Below are 25717 nucleotides of genomic sequence, written 5' to 3'. Positions count from 1 at the left end.
TCAAGAAAATCGCTTATGTGGTGAACCGGTGGCGCCCGTCGTGCGTATCTCTAGGCGATAACGGCCGTGAAACAGGTGGGAAACTGTGGCGGTCGATGACCGTGGACCCGATGGAGGGACCGTGAAGGCACCCGGAACGACCGCACTGGCCCTGGCCGGCGGGGCGGCGGCGCTGCTCGCCGCCGGATGCGGCGGCCAGGCCGAGATGCCCGAGTACGACGCGGCGCCCGCCGAAGGGGAGGCCGAGTCCTCCCCGGACGCCCCCGACGGGGCGCTGGCGGTGCGCGAGGGAACCGGCGTCGGCGAGGTGGTCACCGACGCCGACGGCTACACGCTCTACATGTACACCCCGGACGGCACCGAGCCGGCCGCCTCCTCGTGCACCGGGGACTGCGCGAAGCAGTGGCCCCCGGCGCTGGACGAGGGCGGCGGCGAGCCCGAGGGCATCGACGCCGACCTGGTCGGCAGCCTCGACCGAGAGGAGGGGGAGAGCCAGGTCACCCTCGGCGGGCGCCCCCTGTACCGGTACGCGGGCGACGTGGAGCCCGGCGACGTGAACGGCGAGGGCGTGGGCGGCCTCTGGTACGCCGTGGCGCCCGACGGGGGCAAGGCCGCGGAGGCCGTGGCGGACTCGGAGGGCTCCGGGGACTCCGGCGGCGCTGAGGACACCGAGGACACCGAGGGCTCCGACGGCGGCGGCGCGTCCGAGGACTCCGACGGCTACGGAGGCGGATCCGGATATGGCGACGACGGCGGATACGGGTACTGACCCGTCCCCCGGGCGCGGGCGCCGCCGCCTCGGGATGCGGCCCCTGTCCTCCCTCGGTGCGATCGAGTTCGCCGGGGTGGCCGCGTTCCTGGTCGTCTCCGCGATCACGGTGTTCATGGTGGTCCCCCACGGCTCCATGTCCGCCGCCGGCGTCTTCTGGCGCGAGTGGGAGATGACCGACCACGGCCCCCTCGGCCCGGCCGACCGGGACGCGCTGGCCAAGGTCCGCCAGGCCAACCTGTGGGAGATCCCCACCGGCCAGCAGGCCGAGGAGCGCGCCCGCAGCGACCGCGTCCGCGAGGTCGGCGGCATCCTCGCCGACGACCACGCCCTGATGGACGAGCAGGTCCGGGAGGTCGCCCGCGAGCTGGAGGTCGAACTGCCCAGCATGCCCAGCGCCCAGCAGCAGGACTGGATGGACGAGCTCGCCGGGCTCTCCGGCGACGCCTACGACCGCACGGCGGTGAACCGCCTGCGGTTCGCCCACGGCGAGGTGATCCAGGTGCTGGCCGAGGTGCGCGCCGGTACCCGCAACAGCCTCGTCCGCTCCTTCGTCCAGCACGCCATGTTCATGGTGCTCAAGCACATCACGCTGCTGGAGAGCACCGGCCTGGTGGACTTCGAGCGGCTCCCCGAGCCGCCGCCTCCCGAACGCCGCCGGGGCTGACCCCGGCGCGCCCCGGGCGCCGCAGCGGCGCCCGCCCGTCCACCCCCACGCACGACGGAAGACGGAAGGCACGACGATGACGAACCCCCGCAGACCCCGCAGCCCCCGCCGGAGCCGGACCCCCGCGCTCCTGGCCGCCCTCGCCGCGGCGGGCGCCCTCGCGACGGCCGCGCTCGTCGCGGCGACCGCGGCGCCCCCCACCGCCGTCCCGGTCGACGGCTACGAAGACGGGAGCGGCCCGAACGGTGACGGCGGCGGCGACGGCCCACCCGGGTCGGCCCCCGGCCCCGAGGACTTCGTCGACATCCGCGAGGTCCCTCCGGCGCCGCCCGGACCGCAGCCCGGCGACGCGGGCGGCGCCGACGGCGTCTACCGCGCCGAGTGCGGCCGCAACGAGAACGGACTGTTCAACTCCGAGAACGTGATCGTCGCCCCCGGGGTGCCCACCGGCGCCCAGCACACCCACGACTACGTCGGCAACCAGGACGTCAACCGGTTCACCGACGACGTCGAGGCCAACAACGCGATTCTGGCCGAGGGCGACACCAGCTGCGCCGACGGCGACCGGTCCATGCACTACTGGCCGGTGCTGCGCGACATCACCCGGGAGGGCGCGGACGCCGGCGCACCCGGCGGCGGCCTGGACGGCAACGTCGGCCGGATCCTCACCCCCGTGAGCGCCACCATCGAGTTCCGCGGCAACGCGGTCGACGAGGTGGTCCCCATGCCGCGCTTCCTGCAGGCCATCACCGGCAACGCGCGCGCCGCCACCAGCGGCGGGGAGAACGCCAACGCCCAGTGGACCTGCACCGGGTTCGAGGACCGGATCTCCACCGACCGGTACCCCCTGTGCCCCGACGGCAGCGATGTGACGAGGATCATGGACTTCCCGAGTTGCTGGGACGGGCGCAACACGGTGAGCGAGGACAACCGCTCGCACATCGTCTTCCCCGACCCGGAGACGGGCGCCTGCCCCGACGGCACGCGTCCCGTCCCCCAGCTGCGGCAGACCCTGGTCTACGAGGTGCCCGAGGGCCCCGCCTTCGCCGTCGACGGTTTCCCCGAAGAGGGGCACGCGGCTGTGACGGATCACTCCGACTTCATCAACGTGATGCCGGACGGTCTCATGGAGACGGCGGTGACCTGCATCAACGCCGGTCGCTCCTGCTGAGGGGGCGACGCGACACGCGCTGCGGACCGGGTGGGCGACACCCGGTCCGCAGCGCTCTATCGTGGGGCGACGGCGAGAAATAGACCACCGGTCTAAACCTGTTGTCCAGACCAACTGGCCGGTTACACCACTCGTCGTCGATGATGCGGACCAGACGACGAGAAGGAGCCGCTGTGTCTGAGACCGTTCCCGCCCCGGGCGTCGAGTCCGCCGACCCCACCAGTCAGGACGCGCCCACGACCCATAAAGAGCTGGTCACCTGGGTCGACGAGATCGCCGAGCTGACAAGGCCCGATGAGATCGTTTGGTGCGACGGGTCGGACGCCGAATGGGAGCGCCTGACTGGTCTACTCGTCGAGAAGGGCACGTTCGTCCGGCTCAACCCGGAACTGCGCCCCAACAGCTTCTACTGCCGCTCCGACCCCGGCGACGTCGCGCGCGTGGAGGACCGCACCTTCATCTGCTCCGAGCGCGAGCAGGACGCCGGTCCGACCAACAACTGGATCGCGCCCGACGAGATGCGCGCGACCTTCGCCGACGTCTTCGACGGCTGCATGCGCGGGCGCACCATGTACGTCGTCCCGTTCTGTATGGGCCCACTCGGCGGCGCCATCTCCCAGCTCGGCGTCGAGATCACCGACTCGCCCTACGTCGTGGTCTCCATGCGCATCATGGCGCGCATGGGCGAGGCCGCGCTGCGCCTCATCGAGGAGCGCGGCTCCTTCGTCAAGGCCGTCCACTCGGTGGGCGCCCCGCTGGAGCCCGGCCAGGAGGACGTCGCCTGGCCCTGCAGCTCCACCAAGTACATCTCGCACTTCCCCGAGACCCGGGAGATCTGGTCCTACGGGTCCGGCTACGGCGGCAACGCCCTGCTCGGCAAGAAGTGCTACGCCCTGCGCATCGCGTCGGTCATGGCGCGCGACGAGGGCTGGATGGCCGAGCACATGCTCATCCTGAAGGTCACCCCGCCCAGCGGCGACCCCAAGTACATCGCGGCCGCCTTCCCGAGCGCCTGCGGCAAGACCAACCTGGCCATGCTGGAGCCGACGATCCCCGGCTGGAAGGTCGAGACGGTCGGCGACGACATCGCCTGGATGCGGTTCGACGACGACGGCCGCCTGCGCGCCATCAACCCCGAGGCCGGGTTCTTCGGCGTCGCCCCGGGCACCGGCGAGTCCACCAACGCCAACGCGGTGCGCACCCTGTGGGGCAACAGCATCTTCACCAACGTCGCCCTGACCGACGACGGCGACGTGTGGTGGGAGGGCCTCACCGACGAGGCCCCGGCCGGCCTCACCGACTGGAAGGGCCGCCCCTGGACCCCCGGGTCCGGCGAGCCCGCCGCCCACCCCAACGCGCGCTTCACCACCCCGGCCGGGCAGGCCCCCACCATCGCCCCCGAGTGGGAGGACCCGGCGGGCGTGCCGATCTCGGCGATCCTGTTCGGCGGGCGCCGCGCCACCGCCGTCCCGCTGGTCAACGAGGCCTTCGACTGGCAGCACGGCGTGTTCATGGGCGCCAACGTGTCGTCGGAGAAGACCGCCGCCGCCGAGGGCACCGTGGGCGAGCTGCGTCGCGACCCGTTCGCGATGCTGCCGTTCTGCGGCTACAACATGGGCGACTACTTCGCCCACTGGCTGGAGATCGGGCGCGCCACCGACGCTGAGAAGCTGCCGCGGATCTTCTACGTCAACTGGTTCCGCAAGGACGCCGACGGGCGCATCGTGTGGCCCGGGTTCGGGGAGAACTCGCGCGTCATCAAGTGGATCGTGGAGCGCCTGGAGGGCAGGGCCGAGGTGCGGGCCACCCCGATCGGCAACCTGCCGACGCCGGAGTCGATCGACACCGAGGGCCTGGACCTGTCGGCCGAGGACCTGGAGTACCTGCTGACGGTGGACACCGAGACCTGGCGCCAGGAGGCCGGGCTGGTCCCCGAGTTCTTCAAGACCTTCGGCGACCAGCTCCCGCCGGAGCTGTGGGAGGAGTACAACAGGCTGACCGACCGGCTGGGGTAGGACGCCGGACCGGCTCCGGCCGGCGCAAGTGAGGCGGGGAGGCCCCCACCAGGGGTGGGCCTCCCCGCGTCCGCGTCAGGCCCCGTCCACGCCCTCCGCGGGGACCATGCGGAAGTACTGCCGGTCCTTGTCCTCGCGCACGACCACCCCGAGCTCGGCCAGCTCGCGCCGGAGCTCGTCGGCGTCGTCGCCCTCCGCGTCGTCCTTCAGCGCCTCCTTGCGGGCGCGCAGCAGCGCGTTTGCGGCGGGCGGCAGCTCCGGGAGCCCGTCGACCCAGCGCCGGTACTCCGCCGCGTAGGGGTCGGCCTCCAGCCACGGCCAGCCGTTCACCCGGAAGGCCTCGGCGACCCGCGCCTCCTTCAGGTCGCAGGGCATGCGCTCCAGCACGCGGCCGTCGCGGCCGAGGAGGACCAGCCGCTTGCCGGTCATCCCCTGGCCGTCGGTGAAGGCCCCCTCCACGTCGGCCCGCGCGTGTTCGCGGGTCCGCCCGCGCCGGGTGAGCTCCACCCGGTCGGTGCGCACGGCGAGGGTGAGCGCGTCGTGGTCGATCAGGAAGGACAGGACGAGGCCGCCGACCGCGCCGAGCACCCCGGCCCCGATGGTCGCCCCGGGTTCGGGGAGGGACTCCAGCAGCTCCAGCGGCCCCTGGAAGGGCGCCCAGGGCAGCGAGATGATCCACTGGGCCGCCCACTTGACCAGGAGCCCCGCGCCGATCCCGAGGAAGGGCGGGGCCAGGCGGAGCCAGGCGGGGTGGGCCACCACGGCGGCGCCCCCCGCGGCGCCACCGGGCGTGGATGCGTCGTTGACGTGCATGTCTTCGACGCTAGAGGGCGGGGGCGCCGCGCCGCGTCGGTCGGCGGCATGCATCGGGGCGCCCCGTGTCGTTCCTTGGTATGACCCGCCCCCACCCGCGCCAAGGCCTCCCCGTTGATCTCGGGAAAAACGCCCCTACAAGCGCGGTTTTAGGGGCGAGATCCCCGAGATCAACGGGGAAAGGGTGCTCCTACTGCCGGTAGCCCGACAGGAACCTGCCGATGCGGCCGATGGCGGCGTCGATGTCGTCGGGGTGGGGCAGGGTCAGGATGCGGAAGTGGTCGGGGCGCGGCCAGTTGAAGCCGGTGCCCTGCACCACGTGGATCTTCTCCTGGAGCAGCAGGTCCAGGACGAACCGCTCGTCGTCGGCGACCGGGTGCACCTTCGGGTCCAGGCGCGGGAAGGCGTACAGGGCGCCCTTCGGCTTCACGCAGGACACGCCGGGGATCTCGTTCAGGCGCTCCCAGGCCCGGTCGCGGCTCTCGCGCAGGCGCCCGCCGGGCAGCACCAGGTCCTCGATGCTCTGCCGCCCGCCGAGGGCCGCCTGAACCGCGTACTGCGCCGGGACGTTGGGGCACAGCCGCATTCCGGCCAGCGTGGTCAGGCCCTCCAGGTAGTCGCGGGCGTGCTTCTTGGGGCCGGTCACCGCCAGCCACCCGGACCGGAACCCGGCCACCCGGTAGGCCTTGGACAGGCCGCTGAAGGTCAGGCACAGCACGTCGGGGGCGAGCGCGGCGGGGCTGTGGTGCTCGGCGCCGTCGTAGAGGATCTTGTCGTAGATCTCGTCGCTGAAGACGATCAGGTTGCGGCGGCGGGCCAGGTCGCAGATGCGCTCGACCACCTCGCGGGGGTAGACCGCGCCGGTGGGGTTGTTCGGGTTGATCACCACGACCGCGCGGGTGCGGTCGGTGATCCTGGACTCCATGTCGTCCAGGTCGGGCAGCCAGTCGGCGGACTCGTCGCAGGCGTAGTGCACCGGGGTGCCCCCGGCCAGGGAGGTGACGGCGGTCCACAGGGGGAAGTCGGGGGAGGGGATGAGGACCTCGTCGCCGTCGTCGAGCAGCGCCTGGACGGCCATCTGGATCAGCTCGGAGATGCCGTTGCCCAGGTAGACGTCGGAGACGTCCAGCTCGGGGAAGCCGCGGGCGGCGTAGTGCTGGACCACGGCCCGGCGGGCGGGGAGGATGCCGCGCGCGTCGCTGTACCCGTGCGCGTTCGCCAGGTTCCGGACGATGTCCTGGACGAGGGCGTCGGGCGCCTCGAACCCGAACAGGGCCGGGTTGCCCGTGTTCAGGCGCAGCACGCTGTGCCCGGCCTCCTCAAGGGCGTTGGCCTGCTCGATGACCGGCCCGCGGATCTCGTAGGAGACGTTGGCGAGCTTGCCCGACTGCTTGTACTCCATGCTGACCTCCCCGTGGTTCCACTTGGTTCTACCAAGTGATCACTTGGAAAGTCCAACTCATTGTCTACACTGAGACGTATGCCGCGCCGAAGCTACGACCAGTACTGTGCCGTCTCCCGGGCCCTCGACGCCGTCGGCGAGCGGTGGACCCTCCTGGTGGTGCGCGAGCTCCAGGCGGGGCCGCGCCGCTACACCGACCTGCACGCCGACCTCCCCGGAGTCAGCACCGACGTCCTCGCCTCGCGCCTGCGCGACATGGAGCGCGACGGCCTGGTCGTGCGCCGCCCGCTCACCCCGCGCGGCGGCGCCGCCCTCTACGAGCTGACGCCGAGCGGCCGGGCGCTGCTGCCGGTCCTGCGCGCCCTCGCCGAGTGGGGCGCCCCCGGGCTCGGGGAGCGCCGCCCCACCGACGCCTTCCGGGCGCACTGGCTGGCGCCGCCGCTGCTCGGCGTGGTGGAGCGTGCCTGCCCCGAGGCGTCCGGCACGGTGGAGGTGCGCCTGGAGACCGGCGTGTTCCATGTGTGGGCGGCGGGGCCCGAGGGCGGGGAGGGCGGCTACGGCGACGGCCCGGCCGAGCGGCCCGACGCGGTCCTGGCGCTGAGCGAGGAGGCGTGCGTGCGCGTCGCCCGGGGCGCGCTGACTCCGGCGGAGGCCGTGGCGCGCGGCGAGGCGGCCGTCGAGGGGGTGGGCCCACTCGCCCGCGCCCTGGGGGCGGCGGAGTTTACCCCGACTTGAGGGTGACGCGGGTCTCGTTTGTCGTCGCCCCGTGCGAAGGTGTGGCCTACGACTCACCGTAGGGGGATCGACATGCCGTATCTGCTGCTCATCGGCACCAGGAAGGGCCTGTTCAAGGCCACCAGCGACGACCGGCGCGACTGGCGGGTCAGCGGCCCGCTCAAACTCGACAAGGAGTCCTGGACCGACATGATGGGGGTCTACGCCGTCGGCATCGACCCCCACAGCCGGCGCCTCCTGGCCGGGGCCGAGAGCTCCCACTTCGGGCCCAGCGTCTGGTACAGCGACGACCTGGGCGCCACCTGGAACGAGCCCGAGGAGCGCCCCATCGCCCTGCCCGAGGACGCCGAGGAGTCCTTCACCCGGGCGTGGCAGTTCGCCTTCACCGACGAGCCGGGCACCGTGTACGCGGGCGCCGAGCCGCACTCGCTGTTCCGCTCCACCGACGGCGGCGAGCACTTCGAGCTGGTCCGGGCCCTGTGGGACCACCCGCACCGCAAGGACTGGTTCCCCGGTGCCGGGGGCGGCGCCGTGCACACGATCATCCCCGGAAAGGTCACCGCCCAGGGGTCGGACCCGCGCGCCATGACGGTGGCCATGTCCACCGGCGGCGTCTACCAGACCCGCGACGCCGGCGCCTCCTGGGAGCCCGCCAACAAGGGCGTGACCACCACCTTCATGCCTGAGGAGACCCCCGAGTACGGCCAGTGCGTGCACAAGGTCTCCGTCGGCCCGGACGGCGCGTTCTACCTGCAGAACCACCACGGGGTGTTCCGCAGCGAGGACCCGGCGGGCGAGGGGTGGAGGCCGATCGCCGACGGCCTGCCGTCGGACTTCGGGTTCGCCATGGTGGCCCACCCGCACCGGCCCGGGACGGCGCTGAACTTCCCGGTCATCAGCGAGGCCTGCCACCTGCCGCCGGACCACCGGCTGCGGCCCTTCCGCACCGAGGACGCGGGCGGATCCTGGGGCGCCTACGACGCCGGGCTGCCGGCCGGCCCCTACTTCGGCATCGTGCTGCGCGACGCCGCCTGCACCGACGGCGCCGACGACCCCGGGTTCTACTTCGGCACCCGCGCGGGGGACGTGTACACGACGACCGACTCCGACGGGCGCTGGCACGCGGTCGCCGAGCACCTGCCGGACGTGCTGTGCGTGCGCGCGGCGGAGGTGTAGGGACGTGGCCGTGACGGTGATCCTGCCCCAGGTGCTGCAGTCCGACGCGGGCGGCGCCAAGCGCGTCGACCTGCCCTCCGCCCCGGACCTGCGCGGGGTCCTGGACGCGCTGGCCGACCGCCACCCCCGGCTCGACCGCCGGGTCCGCGACGAGCAGGGGGCGCTGCGCCGCTACGTCAACGTCTTCGTCGGCGACGACGAGTGCCGGGCGGTGTCCGGCCTGGAGACCCCCGTCCCCGACGGCACGGAGGTGCGCATCCTGCCCTCGGTCGCCGGGGGCTGAGCCCGGCACCCGCGCCGGCGGCGGAGAGAATCCTCCTCCGCCACCGGCGAGTTTCGCGTGCCCGCGGAGTCCTAGTCCTGTGGGGACGCGACGACTGACCGTGAGGGGTGCGGCCATGGTGCACAGGGTCGGAGAGGACGCCGTGGAGGCGGACGGGTACGGCGGGGGCGGGAGAGGCCCCGGCGGCCGCACCGCCGCCGGAAGCCCCGGAGGGTTCGTCCCCGACCACGCCTACGCGCTGCTCGAACGGGCCGTGGGCGCCGTGCTCCGGGCGGCCCAGCACGCCCGGCCCGAGCTCTTCGGCCGCCCCACGCCGTGCGCGGCGTGGAACCTGGAGATGCTCCTGCTGCACACCGCCGACTCGCTGGAGACCCTGGGCGAGGGGCTCGGCGAAGGGCGGGTCGCGCTCTTCCCGACCACGGCCACGGGCCACGACGCCATCTCCGAGGTGCGCATCCGCGCCTGCCGCCTGCTGCGCGTCCCCGCCGCCGGGGGCGAGGCCGCGGTGGCCGACCGCGCCCTGGGCGCCGCGGCGCTGGCCGGTGTCGGGGCGCTGGAGGCGGCGGTGCACGCCTGGGACATCGCGGCGGCCTGCGGGGCACCGTCGCCGGTGGCGCCGGACCTGGCCGCCGACCTGCTCCCGGTGGTGCCCCTGGTGGTCACCGACGCCACCCGGCACCAGCTCTTCGGCGACCCGGTGCCGCCCCCGCCCTGGGCGGGGGCGGCCGACCGGCTGGCGGCCCTCACCGGCCGGGACCCGCGGTGGCGGCAGGGGGTGTCGCGGGCCCGGCCGTAGCGGCCGGGTCAGGCGGCGGCGAGCAGCGCGTCGACGAACGGGTTGCGGAACTTGCCCGAGGGGTCCAGCTCCCCGGCCAGCCGCTTGAAGTCGGCGGCGCGCTCGTACAGGCCGATCAGCTCCCGCGGCGCGAGGCCGGTGAGCTTGGCCCAGTGCGGCCGCGCCCCCAGCGGGAGCAGCCGCTCCTCCAGCGCCGCGATGGCCGGCCGCAGCGCCTCCTCGTCGTTCACCCAGGTGAAGTGGAGGGCGGCGGAGTCGCGCCCGTAGGCGGGGCTGAGCCACAGGTCGTCGCCCCGCACGCTGCGGAGCTCGGAGGTGTACAGGAGCGGGGCCAGCAGGCGGCCGATCCCGCGCACCGCCTCGATGGCGGCCCGTGCGTTCTCCCGGGGGACGAAGTACTCCGACTGCAGCTCGTCGCCCGCCCCTTCGGGGGAGGACCCGGCGGCGGTGTGGAGGAAGTGGGGGAGGCGCTCGTGCCAGGGCCCATCGGCCCCGAGCTGCCCGGTGCACTGGACGGGGTCCCGCCCCGGGACCGGGTGGACGGGCTCCCGGGCGGCGTCGCCGCCGGTCCACCCTCCCGGCGAGCCCTCCCCGACCCGCTCCTTGAGCCAGAGGCGGGCGGTGCCGCTGGCCCAGTCGGTGAACGCGCTGACGCTGTAGGCGCTGCCGAAGACCTCGTCGAAGCGGTCCATCGGCTCGTCCAGGGGGACGTCGAGGAGGACCCGCTGGGCGACGGAGTAGGCGGGCTCGACGTCCAGCGTCATGCGGGTGACGATCCCGAGCGCCCCGAGGGAGACGACCGCCCCGGGGAAGGTGTCCGGGTGCGTGGCCCGGCTCAGCTCCACGATGTCGCCCTGCGGGCCGACCAGTTCGAGGGCGCTGACGGAGGCGGACAGGCAGCGCTGGGTGTCGCCGGAGCCGTGCGTGGCCGTCGCGCACGCGCCCGCGATGGTGATGTTCGGCAGGGACGCGAGGTTGCCCAGGGCGTATCCGGCCCGGTCGAGCGCGGTGCACACGTCGGTGTAGGTCATGCCCGCGGCGACGGTCGCCGTCGGAGGGCGGCCCTCCCCGTCGTCGATGGTGACGCCGCCCGGAAGCGCGTCGGTCCGGACCACGTCGCCGTCGGCGGCGATGACCGGGGAGAAGGAGTGGGTGCTTCCCAGGGCGCGGATGCGGTCGCTGCGGCGCACCAGCTCGCGCAGCTCCTCCACCGACGCGGGCCGGTGGGAGCGGGCCGGGTCGTAGGCGACGTTGCGCGCCCAGTTCGCGACCGGGAGCCGGGAGGGCGGGGGGAGGGGCATCGTCTCTCCGATTCAGTGGGCCGGGGGGCGGGGGCGGGACCCAGTCTCGCGCAGCGGCCCCGGGACCACGGTCCCGGGGCCGCATGCGGGGCCTGTGGGCCCTCAGATCGTGGCCGTGTCGATCACGAACCGGTAGCGCACGTCGCTGGAGGTGACGCGCTCGTAGGCGGTGTTGACCTCGTCGGCGCGGATCAGCTCGATCTCGGCGGTGATGCCGTGCTCGCCGCAGAAGTCCAGCATCTCCTGGGTCTCGGCGATGCCGCCGATCAGCGAGCCCGCGATCTTCTTGCGGCCGCCCATCAGGGCGAACAGGTTCACCGACACCGGCTCCTCGGGGGCGCCGACGTTGGCCAGCACCCCGTCGGTCTTCAGCAGGCCCAGGTAGGCGCTCATGTCCAGCGGGGCCGACACCGTGGACAGCACGATGTCGAAGGCGCCCGCCAGCTCGGTGAAGGTCTCCGGGTCGCTGGTGGCGAAGTACCGGTCCGCCCCCAGCCGAAGCCCGTCGTCCTTCTTGCGCAGCGACTGGCTGAGCACCGTGACCTCGGCCCCCATCGCGCGCGCGAGCTGCACGCCCATGTGGCCCAGGCCGCCCATGCCGACCACCGCGACCTTCGAGCCGGGCCCGGCGTTCCAGTACCGCAGCGGCGAATAGGTGGTGATGCCCGCGCACAGCAGCGGCGCGGCGGCGTCGAGCGGCAGCGCGTCGGGGATGCGCAGCACGTACGCCTCGTCGACGACGATCTGCTGCGAGTAGCCCCCGTAGGTGGGCTCCCCGTTGGAGTCCAGGGCGTTGTAGGTGCCGATCATCCCGGAGGTGCAGTACTGCTCCAGGCCCTTGCGGCAGTACTCGCACTCGCGGCAGGAGTCGACGAAGCAGCCCACGCCGACCCGGTCGCCGACGGCGTACCGGGTGACGCCGGGGCCGACCTCGGCGACCACTCCGGCGATCTCGTGCCCCGGGACCATCGGGAAGATCGCCTCGCCCCACCCCTCGTTCACCTGGTGGATGTCGGAGTGGCAGATGCCCGCGTACGCGATCTCGATCCGGACGTCGTTCTCGCCGACGGGTCGGCGCTCGATCGTGGTCCGCTCCAGCGGGGCCTTCGCGGCGGGGGCCGCGTAGGCGGCGACGGATGTCATCTAGGTCGTTCTCCTCTTGAGGACGGGACGCTCCGGCCCTCAAGGGCCGGGCGATGACGATCGTCCCTTGTGTGCAGGAACGGACCCAGACATCCGGTTAACGTACGTTCGCCGTGCCTACCACTGGCGGTGTCAGGCATTCGGCCGCGTACGCACCGATACTGGAGTAATGAGTGACGACACCGCCGACGGGCCCTCCGGTGACGCCGCCGAGCAGCCCTTGGACCGGCGCGCCGAGCTGAGCGAGTTCCTGCGCAGCCGCCGCGCCCGGCTCACGCCCGAGGACGTGGGCCTGCCGCGCTTCGGGCACCGGCGCCGGGTCCCCGGCCTGCGCCGGGAGGAGCTGGCGCAGATCGCCGGGGTGTCCGCCGCCTACTACACGCGGCTGGAGCAGGGGAACGGGCGCAACGTCTCCGCCGAGGTGCTGGAGGCGATCGCGCGCGCCCTGCGGCTCAACGACGCCGAGTACGCGCACCTGGTGCACCTGGCCAAGCCCAAGAAGCACAAGGTGCGGCGGGCGGCGTCCGCCCAGAAGGTGCGGCCCGGCCTGCGGAGCCTGCTGCACACCCTGGAGGGTGTGCCCGCCTACGTGGTGGGCCGCCGGTCCGACGTGCTGGCGTGGACCCGCGCCGCGGCGGCGGTCTTCGGCGACTGGGGAGAGCTGCCCGTGCGCGACCGGAACTGGGCGCGGCTGGTGTTCCTGCGCGAGGACTACCGCGAGCTGTTCGTCGACTGGGAGTCCAAGGCCGCGGACATCGTGAGCTACCTGCGCATGGACGCGGGGTGCTACCCGGACGACCCGCGGCTGTCCTCCCTGGTGGGCGAACTGTCGGTGAAGAGCGACGACTTCCGCAGGCTGTGGGCGGCCCACGACGTGAAGGAGAAGGGGTTCGGGTCCAAGGTGCTCAACCACCCGCTGGTGGGGGAGATGACCCTGTCCTTCGAGACCCTGCGCCTGCCCGAGGACCAGGACCAGGCCCTGGTGGTGTACCACGCCGAGCCGGAGTCCCCGTCGGCCGAAGCACTCCGCCTGGTCACCGGCTGGGGCGCCGACGCCACCCGAGCCGGCGAAAAGGCCCGCCGGGCGTGACCGGTCTGGGCACGGGGGCCGGGCCTCAGTCCTTCGAGGCGAGGCAGACGGTCTGACCGTTGATTACGGGATAGAAGGACGCGCTGTCGCAGGCGGCTGGGACGGTGGAGTATTCGGAGAGGGAGGACTGGGTGTACTTCCAGACGACGGTGGTGGTCGCCGCCGCCGCGAAGCAGGGGACCTCGACCCATCCGCCGCCGTCTTCGTCGTCGGTGATGTAGGCCATGCAGTCGCCGATCGCCACCTCGTCGGTCCCACCGTTGACGACGCTGCTCATCACGAGGGAAACGGGCTCGAACACGACATAGGCGAGCCCGAGGGCGACGGCCGCGGCCCCTAGCCAGAAGCCCGTCTCGTCACTCGACCCGTTCCCCGCCCCGTTCCCCGAAGAGGACTTCTTCTCGGAGGGTGCCGAACCGCCGGTGCCGGGCTTCTTGCCCGCTCCAGCGGACTTCGTCGCAGGCGGCTTGGGCGGAGCCTTCGCCGATGCGCTTCCGGTCGGCTTCCCGGAGGAGGCCTTCGGCGCCGGCTTCTTCACAGGCTTCTCGGCGGGCTTCTTCGGCGGCTTCTTCGTGCCGCTCTTCCCCTTCTCCTTCTGCGCCGGAGGATCCTCCGGCACCGGGGTCGCCACGCGTGTCGTCCGGGCCCGGATGACCTCGGTGACGTCTTCCGGCAGCCACCCGGCCGCCTCCGTCCGTCCCTCCTCCCCGGCGAGCGCGTTCAGCCGGGAGAGCACCTTGTCCAGGCCGGGCCGGTCCTCCGCCTTCTTGGCCAGGCACCGCCGCACCAGCGCAGCGAGCGGGCTCGGCACGCCCTCCAGGTCCGGCTCCTCGTGCACGACCCGGTAGACGACCGCCTCGGTCGGCCCCGTGCCGAACGGCGGGTTCCCGGACGAGGCCAGCGCCAGCAGGCACCCCAGGGCGAACACGTCCGACCGGGGGCCGACCTCCTTGCCGCGCGCCTGTTCGGGGGAGAGGAACCCGGGGGTGCCGATGACGGTGCGGGTCAACGAGGTGCTGGTCGCGTCCAGCGCCCGGGCGATGCCGAAGTCGATGACGCGCGGCCCGTCGTCGGCCAGGATCACGTTGGCGGGCTTGAGGTCGCGGTGCACCAGGCCGCAGCCGTGGATCGCGGTGAGCCCCTCGGCCAGCCCGGCGCCGAGCACCGCCACCGAGGCGAGCGGGAGCGCCGTGCGCATCTGGAGCACCTCGTGCAGCGAGGGGCCGGGGATGTAGGCGGTGGCGAGCCAGGGGCGCTCGGCGCCGGTGTCGGAGTCGACGAGCTGGGCCGTGTAGAACCCGCCGACCTTCCGCGCCGCCTCGACCTCGGCGGCGAACCGCTTCCGGAACTGCGGGTCGGCGGCCAGCTCGGCGCGCACCACCTTGACCGCCACCGGGCGCCCGCCCGGGGAGCGGCCGAGGAACACCTCGCCCATCCCGCCGCCGCCGAGCCGGGAGAGCAGGTTGTAGGGGCCCACACGATGGGGGGAGACCGTGGGGGGACCGGTCACCGCGCCTCCGTCCGTCCGAAGTGGAAGGTCGAGTCATCATGCCACCCGCCGGGCACGGTCGGCCAGACCCTCCGGGTATCGCTTCCGGTCACCGTCCCGGAAGGCGCGGGCGCCCCGTACCCGCCCCCACCTTTCCGCCCCGAAAAGGGGCGGCGCCAGTGACCGAAATTGCCGTGTAGCGGCCGCGCGCGATTCCGTCAATTCCGACGACCCGCTCTTTCGGATCAGAGGTGGGATGGTTAATCTGTGCGGGAATCGACTCCTGAAGGAGCACCATGACCTCCGTGCAAGGTTTTCCGGACCTCCTCTCCCCGGAATTCGCCGAGGACCCCTACTCGGCCTACCGCGCCATGCTGGACGAGGCCCCCCTCTTCTGGCACGAGGCCACCCAGAGCCACATCGTCTCCCGCTACGAGGACGTCTCCCGCGCCTTCAAGGACCCCGTCTTCACCACCGAGAACTACGGATGGCAGCTCGAACCGGTGCACGGGCGCACCATTTTGCAGATGAGCGGGCGCGAGCACGCCGTGCGGCGCGCGCTGGTGGCCCCCGCCTTCCGCGGCAGGGAACTGGAGGAGCGGTTCCAGCCGGTCATCGAGCGCAACTCGGCCGAACTGATCGACCGGTTCCGCCACAAAGGCGAGGCGGACCTGGTGCGGGACTTCGCGCGCCGCTTCCCCATCAACGTCATCGTCGACATGCTCGGCCTGGACCGCGCCGACCACGACCGCTTCCAGGACTGGTACTCCTCGATCATCGCGTTCCTGAGCAACCTCGCCCAGGATCCGGACATCGCCGCCGCCGGGATCCGGACGCGCGAGGAGCTGGCGGACTACATGATCCCGATCATCCGCGAGCGCCGCGCCGCCCCCGGCGACGACCTGCTCTCCCAGCTGTGCACCGCGGAGGTGGACGGCACGGTGATGAGCGACGAGGACATCAAGGCCTTCGTCAGCCTCCTGCTGGCGGCCGGCGGGGAGACCACCGACAAGGCCATCGCCGCCGTCTTCCGCAACCTGCTGGCCCACCCCGAGCAGCTGGAGGCGGTGCGCGCCGACCGGTCGCTGGTCACCCGGGCCTTCGCCGAGACGCTGCGGTACACCCCGCCGGTGCACATGATCATGCGCCAGCCCTCCGAGGACGTGGAGCTGAGCACCGGCACCGTGCCCGCCGGGTCCACGCTCACCTGCCTCATCGGCGCGGCCAACCGGGACCCGCGGCGCTTCGCCGACCCCGACCGCTTCGACATCTTCCGCGAGGACCTGCCCACCGACACGGCGTTCTCCGCCGCCGCCCACCACCTCTCCTTCGCCCTGGGCCGCCACTTCTGCGTGGGCGCGCTGCTGGCCAAGTCCGAGGTGGAGGTCGGCGTGAACGGCCTGCTGGACGCGATGCCCGACGTCCGGGTCGCCGACGGCCACGAACCCAAGGAGGAGGGCCTGTTCACCCGCGGCCCGCTCACCCTGCCGGTGGTCTTCACCCCGGCCGGCTGACGCGCCCCGTCCCGCCCCGTCCTGCCCCGGCCCGTTCCGCGCGGGGCCGGTGCAGGACGGGAACGGCGCAGGACGGGGGAGGGCGCGCCTCAGCGGCCCGAGACGTAGGCGGGGGTGAACCGCACCGGCAGGCTCTCCAGGCCGCGCATCCACACCGACGGGCGCCACGCCAGCGACTCGGGCGGGACCGCCAGCTCCGTGTCGGGAAGCCGGTCCAGCAGCACCTCCACGGTGCTGCGGGCGATCACCTCGGCCACCTCCGGCGCCGGGTACGGGCACCCGTGCTCGCCGTGCCCGAACGACATGTGCGCCCGGTTGCCCTGCAGGTCGACGTCGGGGCCCAGACTCCCGTTCGGGTCGGCGTTGGCCGCCGCCAGCCCCAGCACCAGCAGGTCCCCGGCCCGGATCCGGCGCCCGCCCAGCTGGGTGTCGCGGGCGGCGAACCGGCCGATGAAGTTCTGCGTGGGCGTGTCGTGCCAGAGCACCTCGTTCAGCGCCTGCCCCACGCTGGCCCGGCCGCCGGTCAGCGTCATCTCGAACCGCGGGTCGGTCAGCATCAGCCGCAGCGTGTTGCCGATCCAGTTGGCCGTGGGCTGCTGCGCGGCCGCGGTCACCACCAGCAGGTCGAGCACGATCTCGTCGTCGGACAGCCCGGCCGGGTGCTCCAGCAGCGCCGAGGGCACGTCCATCCCGGGCTCGGCCCGCTTGCGCTCCACCAGCCGGGCCATGGACTCCTGCACCCGCGCGTAGGCGGGCATCGCCTCGGGGCCCACGTCCAGCGACAGCGCCACGTCCCGCACCAGGTCGGGCGTCTCGGACTCGGGCATGCCGAACATCCCGGCCACCGCCGCGATCGGGATGCGCTGGGCGAACTGGGAGATCAGCTCGGCCCGGCCGCTCCCGGCGAACTCGTCCACCAGGCGGTCGGCGATCTGCTCGCACGAGCGCTGCAGGTCGAACTGGTCCACCTCGGACAGCGCGTCGCCGATGGCCCCGGCGCGGCGGCGGTGCTCGCCGCCCTCGGTGAACATCACCGAGGGGTTGTGCACCACGTAGGGCATCAGCGGCCAGTCGTCGGGCACGTGCTCCCACTGGTTCCACCGGCGGGTGTCCCGGGCGAACAGCTCGGAGTCCTCGGTGACCTGGTGCACCTCCCGGTACCCCAGGACCAGCCAGGCGGGCAGGTCCCCGTCGAGCAGGACCGGCACCACCGGGCCGTGGTCCCGCCGCATCTCGGCGTACATGGCGGCGGCGTCCCGCTGGAAGCGCTCCCCGTAGAAGGGCACGCGCCCGCCGGCGGGGGCGTCGGTCGGTGGGAAGGGTTCGGTCACGATGCGGTCTCCCGGGCTGACGGGGCGGAGGAAAGCGCGTACAGGTGGTCGACCAGCGCGAGCAGCACCCGCTTGGACGACTCGCGGTCGCGCGCGTCGCACTCCACGACCGGCACCTCCTCGGGCAGGTCGAGGGCCTCGCGCAGCTCCTCCAGGGTGTGCGCGACCGGCTCGAACCGGTTGCGGGCGACGATGAAGGGGATGCCGTGGTGCTCCAGCCGGTCCACGGCGTACCAGGAGTCCTCGATGCGGTGGGCGTCCACCAGCACCACCACGCCCAGCGTGCCGGAGAACAGCTGGTCCCACAGGAACCAGAAGCGCTTCTGGCCGGGCGCGCCGAACAGGTAGAGCACCAGCTCCTCGTCCAGGCTGATCCGGCCGAAGTCGAAGGCGATGGTGGTCGTGGTCTTGCCGCGGGCGCCCGCGGTGTCGTCCACGCCGACCCCCGCCTGCGTCATCACCTCCTCGGTGCTGAGCGGGCGGATCTCGCTGACGGCGCGGACCATGGTGGTCTTGCCGACGCCGAAGCCGCCCACGACGACGATCTTCACCCCGTCGGAGGCGGTCGCCCGCAGCGGCGGGCGGGTGTGGGCCCCGGGGTCAGAGGTTGCTGAGTCCAACGAGCACCTTCCTCAGGAAGTCCGGGTCGGGAAGCCGCGCCCCGGCCGTGGCCGAGGAGGGGTGGCGGGCCGAGACCATGCCCCGGTCCAGCAGGTCGGCCAGGAGGATCTTGACCACGCTGACCGGCAGCGCCAGGTCGGCGGAGAGCTCGACCACCGACGTGGGGCGGCGGGCGAGCCGCAGGATGCGGGCGTGCTCGGACTGCATGCCGGGGGCCGCGTCGGATTCGCTCACCACGAGGGTGACCAGGTCCAGCCCGGTGTCCTCGGCGCGGCTGCGCCCGCCGGTGACGGTGTAGAGCCGGTCCGGGTCCTCCCCGTCGAGCGCGTGCGGGCTCATACCGCCGGGCCGCCGGAGGCGGCGTGCCGGGGCGGCGCGGTGAGGAAGGCGCCGATCTGCTCGACGATCTCCTCCAGGTTGTGCCCGATCAGCCCGCTGTCGGCGTCCTCGGCGGCGACCAGCGCCACGTGCGCGCCGGGGCCGGCCTCCACGATGAACAGGATGCCGCCGTGGAACTCGGTCATCGAGCTGCGCACCCCGCCGGTGCCGTCCCCGAACTCGGCGGAGGCGCCCCCGGCCAGCGCCTGGACGCCGGCGGCGATGGCGGCGAGCTGGTCGGCCCTGTCGGCGGTGAGCCCCGGTGTGTGGCAGAGCTTGAGGCCGTCGCGGGAGAGCACCAGCGCGTGCCGGGCGCCGGGGGTCTCCCCGACGAGCCTCTCCAGCGTCCATTCGAGGGAGGAATCGGTGGCGTCCATGCGCTCACTCCTATCTGTCGTCCGGTCGGGCGGGGGCGGCGGTGCGGGGCGGGGCTCCTCGGGCCGTCCCGGGTCCTCCCGGGCCGCGCCGGCGGGCGGCCGCCGGTCCGGGGGCGGGACGGTTCCCGGCGGCCGCGGGGCGGATGCCGCCCGAGGAGCGCTCCCTAGCCGCCGCCGTCGGTGTCCTCGTCCTTCTGCGGGTCGGGGGAGCGCAGGGGAAGGGGGCCGGTGTCGCCGCTCCGGTGGCTCCGGGGGCGGCTCTGCTGGAACGCGCCGAACCGGCTGCCGAGCCCGCGACGCGGCTCCCGGCCCCCGTCGGAGGCGGGGGCGCTCCGGGCGCCGGCGGCGATGTCGGGGTCCGAGCGCAGGCTGTGGCCGCGGGGCCGCTTCGGCAGCGGACGCTTGGGGGCGGCGGTCTCGGGGGCGGGCGGCTCGGGCGCGACCGGTGCGGTGGTCTCGGGGGCGGCGGTCTCGTCCGCGGTCACGGTCGTAGCCGCGGCCGGGGCATCGGCGGGGGGCGCGGGGGCGGCGCGCAGGGCCTGGGGCTCCGGCGCGGCCCGACCGGGGGCGGCGGCGTGGGAGCCGTTGCGCACCGGAGCGGGCGGCGGGTCCTCGCGGGCGGAGGTGAGCAGGTGGTTGGGCAGGCGCAGGACCACGCCCACGCCGCCGCGCGAGGACGGGCGGAAGAAGACGTTCATCCGGTGCTTGCGGGCGAGCTGGCCGACCACGGCCAGGCCCAGGCGCGAGCCCGACAGGCGGGTCAGGTCGAGCGGTTCGGTGCGGGAGACCGCCAGCTCGGCGCGGGCCAGCGCCTGCGGCCGCATGCCCAGCCCGGCGTCCTCGACGGTGAACACCGCGCCGTTGTTCAGGTCCTCGACGTAGACGTGCACCTCCTCGGTGGGGGCCGAGAAGCGGGTGCCGTTGTCCATGAGCTCGGCCAGGGCGTGCATGACGTCCTCGGCGGCGTACCCGGCGACGGCCGAGCGGCTGCTGGAGTGCAGGCGCACGCGGCGGTAGGCGCTGATCCGGCCCATGGCGCCGCGCAGGATGCTCTCCATGCGGATCGGCTTGGTCCACCGGCGTCCGGTGCGGGCGCCGGTCAGGACGGCGATGCTGTCGGCGACCCGGCCGACCTGCGAGGTGGTGTGGTCGACGCGCATCAGGTCGCCGAGCATGTCGGGGTCGCAGCGGTCCTGCATGTCGCGCAGCTCGGCCAGGTTGCGGGTGCTCATCGCCTGCACCCGCCCGGCTGCGTTGGCGCAGGCGGCCAGGGCGGCGGCGCGGCGGCGCTCGCCCACCGCGATCTCCCGGACCAGGAGTTCGAGGAGGCGGCGGTGGTCCTCGTCGTCGGGGACGGGGGTCTCGGAGAGCACGGTGGGGGCGGTCGCGCCGTCGCGGAGGCGCGCCACGGCGCCGGGCAGCACCCGGGAGGCGAGGTCGTCCAGGCTCCGGCGGCCGGCCTCGGCGCGCTCCAGGGCGGCGTCCCGCTCCTCGCGGGCGGTGCGCACCTCCTCCTGGGCCCGGTCGCGTTCGGCGGCGCGGTGCTCGGCGGCGTCGGCGTAGCGCACCGCCAGGTAGCAGGCGGTGGCCGCGAAGGCCGTGGTGGCCAGGGCGGCCACTAGGAACAGGAAGCGCCCCTCGGGGACGGCGAAGCCGACGGCGCCCCAGAGGACGGCGCCGCCGACGGCCGCGGCCGCCGCGGCGGCGGGAGCGCGCCAGCGTCCGGGGCCGGGTCCGCCCGGGACGGGGTCGGGCGTCCGATCCGACATCGATCACCTTCCACGTGTCGCCGCGTGCGCGGCAGGGCGGGATGCGCCGGACCGGTGGGGACGGGTCCGAGCGGCGGGGATCACGGCCCTGCGCTGTGTATTCTTCGCGGCCGCAGACCATCGATCCGACAGGTGTGCGGCGCACGGGCATGCTGATTCGGCATTTACCGGGCTTGTTCGCCGGTGACGCGGTGAGCATCCTATTACCCGATACTCGCTCATGGGGACAGAGTGCGGAGAACCCGCGATGCGAGTGATCACCGTCCTGAAAGGGAGGAAAAAGGAATCCGGGCATTTTCCTGCCGAGATCGGCCGATGCGCCGCGAACAGGTGAAGATGTCACCCCGCCGGACCGCACCCCGCCCGGGCTGCGGTCCGGCGGGGTGAGGGCTCGTGAGGGCGGCGGCCCTTGGAGCAGCCGAGGGAATGGCGGAGAACGCAGCGCATTCGCGCGGCGCTCTCCGACCGGGCCTCCTGCGCAGGTAGGGAAACCCCTACCCCCATCGCATCCCTGGTCGTAGTGTTCCTCGGCGCCGTGCTCGGTTGAGTGGTGCCATGCGCACTCTCCTCCGCAGAACCGGAACCGCGGCGGCGGTGACGGCCGCTGCCGCCGTACTGGCCTCCGGCTGCGGCCTTCCGGACGCCACCGAGGCCGAGCCCGAGACCACCACCTTCCCCTTCGACGGGGACGTCCTCGACGTCCAGGCGGACGGCACCCCCACCGACCTCGTCGCCGCCGACCGCGGCGACGTCGAGGTCACCCGCTGGATCGCCACCCGGGGCGACCCCGACGTCTCCTCCACCTGGTCGCTGGAGGACGGCACCCTGCGCCTGGACAACTCCTGCCGCGGCGTCTGCATCTACGACGACCGCTTCCGCGTGGAGGTCCCCGAAGGGGTGCGGGTCCTCCGCGACGGCGAGCCGACCGACCTGGAAGGGGAGTGACCCCGTGCTCGACCTCGTCGACATCACCAAGGTCTACCGGGGCGGCCACCGCGCGGTCGGCGGCATCAGCCTCGGCCTGCGCCCCGGCGTGCTGGGGCTGCTCGGCCCCAACGGCGCCGGCAAGAGCACCCTCATGCGGATCGCCGCCACCGCCGCCCGGCCCACCACGGGCCGGGTGCTGCTGGACGGCGCCGACGTCACCGCCCGCCCGCGCCCCCTCCGCCGCACCCTCGGGTACCTGCCGCAGGACTTCGGCTTCTACCCGAACCTGACCGCCCGCGAGTTCCTCTCCTACCTGGCCGCGGCCAAGGGGGTGGGGGCGCGGGCCGCGCGGGTGCGCATCGGCGAGCTGCTGGACCTGGTCGGGCTCGGGGCCGCCGCGGACCGGCGGCTGGGCGGCTTCTCGGGCGGCATGCTGCGCCGGGTCGGCATCGCCCAGGCGCTGGTCAACGACCCGCGCGTGATCATCCTGGACGAGCCCACCGCCGGACTCGACCCCGAGGAGCGGGCGCGCCTGCACGCGCTGCTCAGCGACCTGGCGGCGGAGCGGGCGGTGGTGCTGTCCACGCACATCGTCCCGGACGTGGAGGACATCGCCGCCGAGGTGGCGGTGGTCGCCGCCGGGCGCCTGGTGCTCCGGGGCCGCCCCGCCGACCTGGTCGCCGACATGGCCGGACGGGTGTGGGAGGCGGTGGTCGACCCGGTGGCGCTGCCCTCGATCGGCGGGCGCTTCCCGGTCGTCCGGTCGGTCCGCGACGGCGAGCTGGTGCGGGTGCGCCTGGTCGCCCCCGAGCGCCCGCTGTCGGACGCGGTCCCGCTCCAGGCCGGGCTGGAGGACGTCTATCGCTCCGCCGTCGCCGCCCCGGCCCCCCTCCCCGGCCCACACCCCACCCCGGGGGCGGCACGATGATCCTCCGTCTGGCAGCGGGCGACCTGCGCGAACGCGTGCGCCGCCCGTCCTATGCGATGACCCTGCTGGCGTCGGCGGGCCTGGCCTACCTGGCGGTCCCGGCGGCCGACGGCCACTGGACCGTCGTGGACGCCGGGGGCTTCCGGGGCGTCTACGACATGGCCTACGTCGGCGCGGTGGTCGCCCTGGCGGGGGCGCTCTGGCTGGCCCTCGGCGGGTTCTACGTGGTGCGCGGCTCCGTCGAGCGGGACCGCCGTACGGGGGTGGGCCGGGTGCTGGCCACGGCTCCGCTGCGTGGGCCCACCTACCTGGCGGGCAAGTTCCTGAGCAACGCCGCCGTCCTCGTGTCGATGGTGGCGGTGCTGGTCGGCGTGGCGCTGGTGATGTGGTGGGCGCGGGGCGAGGACCCCGCGGTGGACCCGGTCGGCCTGCTCCTGCCGTTCCTGGTGGTCACGCTGCCGGTGATGGCGGCGGTCGCGGCGGCGGCGCTGGCCTTCGACACCGTCCCCGGGCTGCGCGGAGGCTTCGGCAACCTGGTGTGGATCCCCGTGTGGGGCACCTTCGTGTTCCTCGGCAACAGCGGGGGCGGCGCCTTCTCCGGGATCGGCACGCGGGCCTTCGCCTCGACCTTCGGTGTGGGCGCGGAGCGCACCGGTGTGGAGGTCGGCGAGTTCAGCCTGGGCTTCACCTACGTGGACGACCCGCTGAAGCCGGTCCCGTGGGGCGGGCTCGACCTGGGCGACGGCTTCCTCGCCGACCGGCTGGCCCTGGTGGCCGGGGCGGTCGCCGTGGTGGCGCTGTGCGCGGTGTGGTTCCGCCTCGCCCGCACCGACGCCACGGGCTCGGGCGCGGCGGGAGCCGTCGGCGGGCGGCTGCTGGGCCGGCGCCTCGGGGCCCTCGACCCGGCGGCGCTGCTGCCCGCGCCCCGCACGCTCGTGGGGGCCGAGTTCCGCATCCTGGTCTCGGGGGTGTCGGTGTGGTGGTGGTTGGGCGCAGGGGTGCTCCTGCTGGTCGGGCTGGTGCTCCCGGCCGATGCGGGGCGCACGGCGCTGCTGCCGGTCGCGTGGATCTGGCCCGCCCTGGTGTGGTCGCGGATCGGCACCACGGCGATCGCGTCCGGGGTGGAGGGGCTGGTGGAGTCCTACCCCCGCCCGGTGGCGAGGCTGCTGGCCGGGTGGGCGGCGGGGGTCGCGCTGTCCGCGCTCGCGGGTGCGGGGCCGCTGCTCCGGGCCGCGGCGGCCGGGGACGCCGCCACCGTCGCCGCGTGGTGCGCGGGCGCGGTGTTCATCCCGGCGCTGGCCCTGTTCCTGGGGACCCTGGGGCGCACGCCGACGCTGTTCCAGGTGCTGTACCCGATCCTCTGGTACATGGCCGTCAACGCCATCGACGCGGCGGACTACATGGGCATGCACACACCCGACCCGGCGTCGAGCGCGGCGACCGCGGGAGCGGCGGCCGCGCTGCTGCTCGGCGCGGTCACGGCCGACCGCCTGCGCCGCGCACGCGCGTGAGGCCCGCCGAGTGGCGTGGCTTCCGCCGGTCAGCGCCTCGAAGACGGCCCGGTCCCGTCCGAGAGCCGTCACCGGCGGGCCCACCTGGGCGGATGGGAATCGGTGGCGGCCTCGCTGGACCGGCCGCCCTCGCCCGGGCGCCGTCGGCGTCCTAGGGTTGCCCCGTCCGGCCCGGGCGGCTCCGGGCGGGTGAGCGGAGAAGGGGAGTGGCGTCGGTGCTGGGCGGGAGACCGGGTCTGCGGAGCGGTGCGGCGGCGGTGCTCGCCGCGGCGGTGGTCGCCGTGTCCGTCGGCGGCCCAGCGGGGGCGTCGGCCGACACGGGCGGCTCGGAGGGCGGCGGCTCCGACTCCCCGACGGCGCTGCCCGAGGCGGCGATGGTCGCCGAGGGAGGGGAGTGCCTGCCCCCTTCGGAGACGGTGATCGACCGCGAGGTGTGGACCGAGGGCGCGCTCGGCCTGCCCGAGGCGCGCGGGTTCGCGGACGGCGGCGGCGTGACCGTCGCCGTGGTCGGCAGCGGGGTCGACGACACCGCCGCCGCCCTTGACGGCGCCGTGGACGGGGCCGGGGAGGACTGCGTCGGGTTCGGCACCTTCCTCGCCGGGATCGTCGCCGCACGCGGACAGGACGACAGCGGCATGGTCGGGGTCGCCCCGGCCGCGCGGGTGCTCGCCGTCGGGGTGACCGACGACCGGGGCGTGGCCGACGCGCAGGACCTGGCCGGGGGGATCGAGAGCGCGGTCGGCGACGGCGCCGACGTGGTGCTGGTCGGCGCGCCGGTCCCGGCCGCCGGGGGCGACACGGGCATCGGTGCGGCGCTGCGCACGGCCGCCGACGCGGACGCCCTGGTGGTCGCCCCGGCCACGGTGCCGACGGACGGGGGACCGGTCGCCGCGCTGCCCGGGCCGGGGCCCGGGGTGCTCGCCGTCGCCGCGACCGGCCCGGACGGCGCACCCGCCGAGAGCGAGCCGGCCGTGGACGCCGACGGGGAGCCCGTGCGGGCCGACCTGGCCGCACCGGGGCGGGCGGCGATGGGCGTGGGCCCCGGCGGCGACGGCCACTTCACGTCGGGCGGGGACGCGGTCGCCGCCGCATTCGTGGCGGGGACGGCCGCGCTGCTGCGCTCGCACGAGCCCGACCTGGACGCCGGGGCGGTCGCCGAACGGCTGACGTCGACCGCCTACCCCGCCCCCGGTGCGGCCTCCGAGGCGCTGCTCGGCGCGGGGACGCTCGATCCCGTCGCCGCACTGACCGCCGTCCCGGCCCCGCGCGAGGCGGGCGCGGCCCCGGAGGCGGCGGCCTTCTCGCCGGACCCCCCGACCCCTCCGACCGTCGGCCGGACCCTCGCCGTGGCGGGCGGGTCGGCGCTGCTGATCCTGGTCCTGGCCGTCGGAGCCGCAGCCGTCCGGCACGGCCGCACCCGCCGCACCTGAGCGGCCCCGGCGGAGGAGCGCCGTTGCGGCCCGGCCCCCGATGATCTCGACAAGGGTGCTGTCAAAACCGCCGGAATGGCG

General features: G+C 74.2%; 24 protein-coding genes. 14 read left to right on the top strand and 10 right to left on the bottom strand.

Going from position 1 to position 25717, the window contains the following annotated elements; genetic code table 11:
• The first annotated feature begins 121 nt into the window (after positions 1 to 121).
• From O4J56_RS01220 to O4J56_RS01205, 4 genes are all read left to right on the top strand, one after another.
• Complete coding sequence (locus O4J56_RS01220) at positions 122 to 769, top strand: COG4315 family predicted lipoprotein (protein WP_270683158.1); 648 nt, start codon at positions 122 to 124, stop codon at positions 767 to 769.
• Positions 741 to 1436, top strand: coding sequence for a DUF4142 domain-containing protein (locus O4J56_RS01215; protein ID WP_270683157.1), 696 nt, complete (start codon positions 741 to 743; stop codon positions 1434 to 1436). The genes O4J56_RS01220 and O4J56_RS01215 overlap by 29 nt, the downstream gene beginning before the upstream one ends.
• A gap of 76 nt (positions 1437 to 1512) precedes the next feature.
• A complete protein-coding gene (locus tag O4J56_RS01210) occupies positions 1513 to 2607 on the top strand; it encodes a DUF1996 domain-containing protein (protein ID WP_270683156.1) in 1095 nt (364 codons plus the stop codon).
• Between the two features lie 173 nt (positions 2608 to 2780).
• Positions 2781 to 4622, top strand: coding sequence for a phosphoenolpyruvate carboxykinase (GTP) (locus O4J56_RS01205; protein ID WP_270683155.1), 1842 nt, complete (start codon positions 2781 to 2783; stop codon positions 4620 to 4622).
• Between the two features lie 75 nt (positions 4623 to 4697).
• Here O4J56_RS01205 and O4J56_RS01200 read toward each other — a convergent pair whose 3' ends face one another.
• Complete coding sequence (locus O4J56_RS01200) at positions 4698 to 5435, bottom strand: YqeB family protein (RefSeq protein WP_270683154.1); 738 nt, start codon at positions 5433 to 5435, stop codon at positions 4698 to 4700.
• A gap of 190 nt (positions 5436 to 5625) precedes the next feature.
• Entirely contained in the window at positions 5626 to 6837 is a 1212-nt protein-coding gene (locus O4J56_RS01195) for a pyridoxal phosphate-dependent aminotransferase (protein WP_270683153.1), read from the bottom strand.
• A gap of 78 nt (positions 6838 to 6915) precedes the next feature.
• On the opposite strand from O4J56_RS01195, the gene O4J56_RS01190 reads away from it, so the two are divergent.
• From O4J56_RS01190 to O4J56_RS01175, 4 genes are all read left to right on the top strand, one after another.
• A complete protein-coding gene (locus O4J56_RS01190; RefSeq protein ID WP_270683152.1) occupies positions 6916 to 7572 on the top strand; it encodes a winged helix-turn-helix transcriptional regulator in 657 nt (218 codons plus the stop codon).
• Positions 7573 to 7644: 72 nt separating this feature from the next.
• The gene (locus tag O4J56_RS01185) at positions 7645 to 8748 is read left to right on the top strand and encodes a WD40/YVTN/BNR-like repeat-containing protein (RefSeq protein ID WP_270683151.1); all 1104 of its coding nucleotides are present in this window, start codon (positions 7645 to 7647) and stop codon (positions 8746 to 8748) included.
• Positions 8749 to 8752: 4 nt separating this feature from the next.
• Positions 8753 to 9031 (top strand): MoaD/ThiS family protein, encoded by a 279-nt coding sequence (locus O4J56_RS01180; RefSeq protein ID WP_270683150.1) that lies wholly within the window; start codon positions 8753 to 8755, stop codon positions 9029 to 9031.
• A gap of 115 nt (positions 9032 to 9146) precedes the next feature.
• Positions 9147 to 9827 (top strand): DinB family protein, encoded by a 681-nt coding sequence (locus tag O4J56_RS01175; protein WP_270683149.1) that lies wholly within the window; start codon positions 9147 to 9149, stop codon positions 9825 to 9827.
• A gap of 8 nt (positions 9828 to 9835) precedes the next feature.
• Here the strand turns inward: O4J56_RS01175 and O4J56_RS01170 are convergent, their stop codons facing one another.
• Together O4J56_RS01170 and O4J56_RS01165 are read right to left on the bottom strand one after the other, a co-directional pair.
• Entirely contained in the window at positions 9836 to 11128 is a 1293-nt protein-coding gene (locus O4J56_RS01170; RefSeq protein WP_270683148.1) for a D-arabinono-1,4-lactone oxidase, read from the bottom strand.
• A 102-nt stretch (positions 11129 to 11230) separates the two neighbouring features.
• A complete protein-coding gene (locus O4J56_RS01165) occupies positions 11231 to 12271 on the bottom strand; it encodes an NAD(P)-dependent alcohol dehydrogenase (RefSeq protein ID WP_270683147.1) in 1041 nt (346 codons plus the stop codon).
• Between the two features lie 169 nt (positions 12272 to 12440).
• Between O4J56_RS01165 and O4J56_RS01160 the strand changes: the two genes are divergently transcribed.
• Positions 12441 to 13361, top strand: coding sequence for a helix-turn-helix domain-containing protein (locus O4J56_RS01160; RefSeq protein WP_270683146.1), 921 nt, complete (start codon positions 12441 to 12443; stop codon positions 13359 to 13361).
• Positions 13362 to 13386: 25 nt separating this feature from the next.
• On the opposite strand, the gene O4J56_RS01155 is transcribed toward O4J56_RS01160, so the two are convergent.
• A complete protein-coding gene (locus O4J56_RS01155; RefSeq protein ID WP_270683145.1) occupies positions 13387 to 14871 on the bottom strand; it encodes a serine/threonine-protein kinase in 1485 nt (494 codons plus the stop codon).
• Positions 14872 to 15146: 275 nt separating this feature from the next.
• Between O4J56_RS01155 and O4J56_RS01150 the strand changes: the two genes are divergently transcribed.
• Positions 15147 to 16364 (top strand): cytochrome P450, encoded by a 1218-nt coding sequence (locus tag O4J56_RS01150; RefSeq protein WP_270683144.1) that lies wholly within the window; start codon positions 15147 to 15149, stop codon positions 16362 to 16364.
• An 89-nt stretch (positions 16365 to 16453) separates the two neighbouring features.
• Here the strand turns inward: O4J56_RS01150 and O4J56_RS01145 are convergent, their stop codons facing one another.
• The 5 genes from O4J56_RS01145 to O4J56_RS01125 form a co-directional block, all read right to left on the bottom strand.
• Complete coding sequence (locus tag O4J56_RS01145) at positions 16454 to 17695, bottom strand: cytochrome P450 (protein ID WP_270683143.1); 1242 nt, start codon at positions 17693 to 17695, stop codon at positions 16454 to 16456.
• The gene (locus O4J56_RS01140; protein ID WP_270683142.1) at positions 17692 to 18315 is read right to left on the bottom strand and encodes a GTP-binding protein; all 624 of its coding nucleotides are present in this window, start codon (positions 18313 to 18315) and stop codon (positions 17692 to 17694) included. The genes O4J56_RS01145 and O4J56_RS01140 overlap by 4 nt, the downstream gene beginning before the upstream one ends.
• Positions 18296 to 18655 carry a DUF742 domain-containing protein gene (locus tag O4J56_RS01135; protein WP_270683141.1) on the bottom strand — a complete coding sequence of 120 codons (360 nt, stop codon included), beginning with the start codon at positions 18653 to 18655 and terminating at the stop codon, positions 18296 to 18298. The genes O4J56_RS01140 and O4J56_RS01135 overlap by 20 nt, the downstream gene beginning before the upstream one ends.
• The gene (locus tag O4J56_RS01130) at positions 18652 to 19071 is read right to left on the bottom strand and encodes a roadblock/LC7 domain-containing protein (RefSeq protein ID WP_270683140.1); all 420 of its coding nucleotides are present in this window, start codon (positions 19069 to 19071) and stop codon (positions 18652 to 18654) included. The genes O4J56_RS01135 and O4J56_RS01130 overlap by 4 nt, the downstream gene beginning before the upstream one ends.
• 164 nt (positions 19072 to 19235) lie before the next feature.
• Positions 19236 to 20840, bottom strand: coding sequence for a sensor histidine kinase (locus O4J56_RS01125; RefSeq protein ID WP_270683139.1), 1605 nt, complete (start codon positions 20838 to 20840; stop codon positions 19236 to 19238).
• A 555-nt stretch (positions 20841 to 21395) separates the two neighbouring features.
• Between O4J56_RS01125 and O4J56_RS01120 the strand changes: the two genes are divergently transcribed.
• The 4 genes from O4J56_RS01120 to O4J56_RS01105 all read left to right on the top strand — a co-directional run bounded on the left by O4J56_RS01120 (position 21396) and on the right by O4J56_RS01105 (position 25636).
• The gene (locus O4J56_RS01120) at positions 21396 to 21785 is read left to right on the top strand and encodes a hypothetical protein (protein ID WP_270683138.1); all 390 of its coding nucleotides are present in this window, start codon (positions 21396 to 21398) and stop codon (positions 21783 to 21785) included.
• Between the two features lie 4 nt (positions 21786 to 21789).
• Positions 21790 to 22695 (top strand): ATP-binding cassette domain-containing protein, encoded by a 906-nt coding sequence (locus tag O4J56_RS01115; protein ID WP_270683137.1) that lies wholly within the window; start codon positions 21790 to 21792, stop codon positions 22693 to 22695.
• Positions 22692 to 24206 carry a hypothetical protein gene (locus O4J56_RS01110; RefSeq protein ID WP_270683136.1) on the top strand — a complete coding sequence of 505 codons (1515 nt, stop codon included), beginning with the start codon at positions 22692 to 22694 and terminating at the stop codon, positions 24204 to 24206. The genes O4J56_RS01115 and O4J56_RS01110 overlap by 4 nt, the downstream gene beginning before the upstream one ends.
• Before the next feature lie 374 nt (positions 24207 to 24580).
• Positions 24581 to 25636, top strand: coding sequence for a S8 family serine peptidase (locus O4J56_RS01105; protein ID WP_408639071.1), 1056 nt, complete (start codon positions 24581 to 24583; stop codon positions 25634 to 25636).
• Positions 25637 to 25717 lie beyond the last annotated feature (81 nt).

Source organism: Nocardiopsis endophytica, from assembly GCF_027706725.1.
In the GTDB taxonomy this organism is placed as follows: Bacteria; Actinomycetota; Actinomycetes; order Streptosporangiales; family Streptosporangiaceae; genus Nocardiopsis_A; species Nocardiopsis_A endophytica.
The sequence above is the reverse complement of the archived record's forward strand: the minus strand, read 5'-3'. Positions and strand labels throughout refer to the sequence as shown.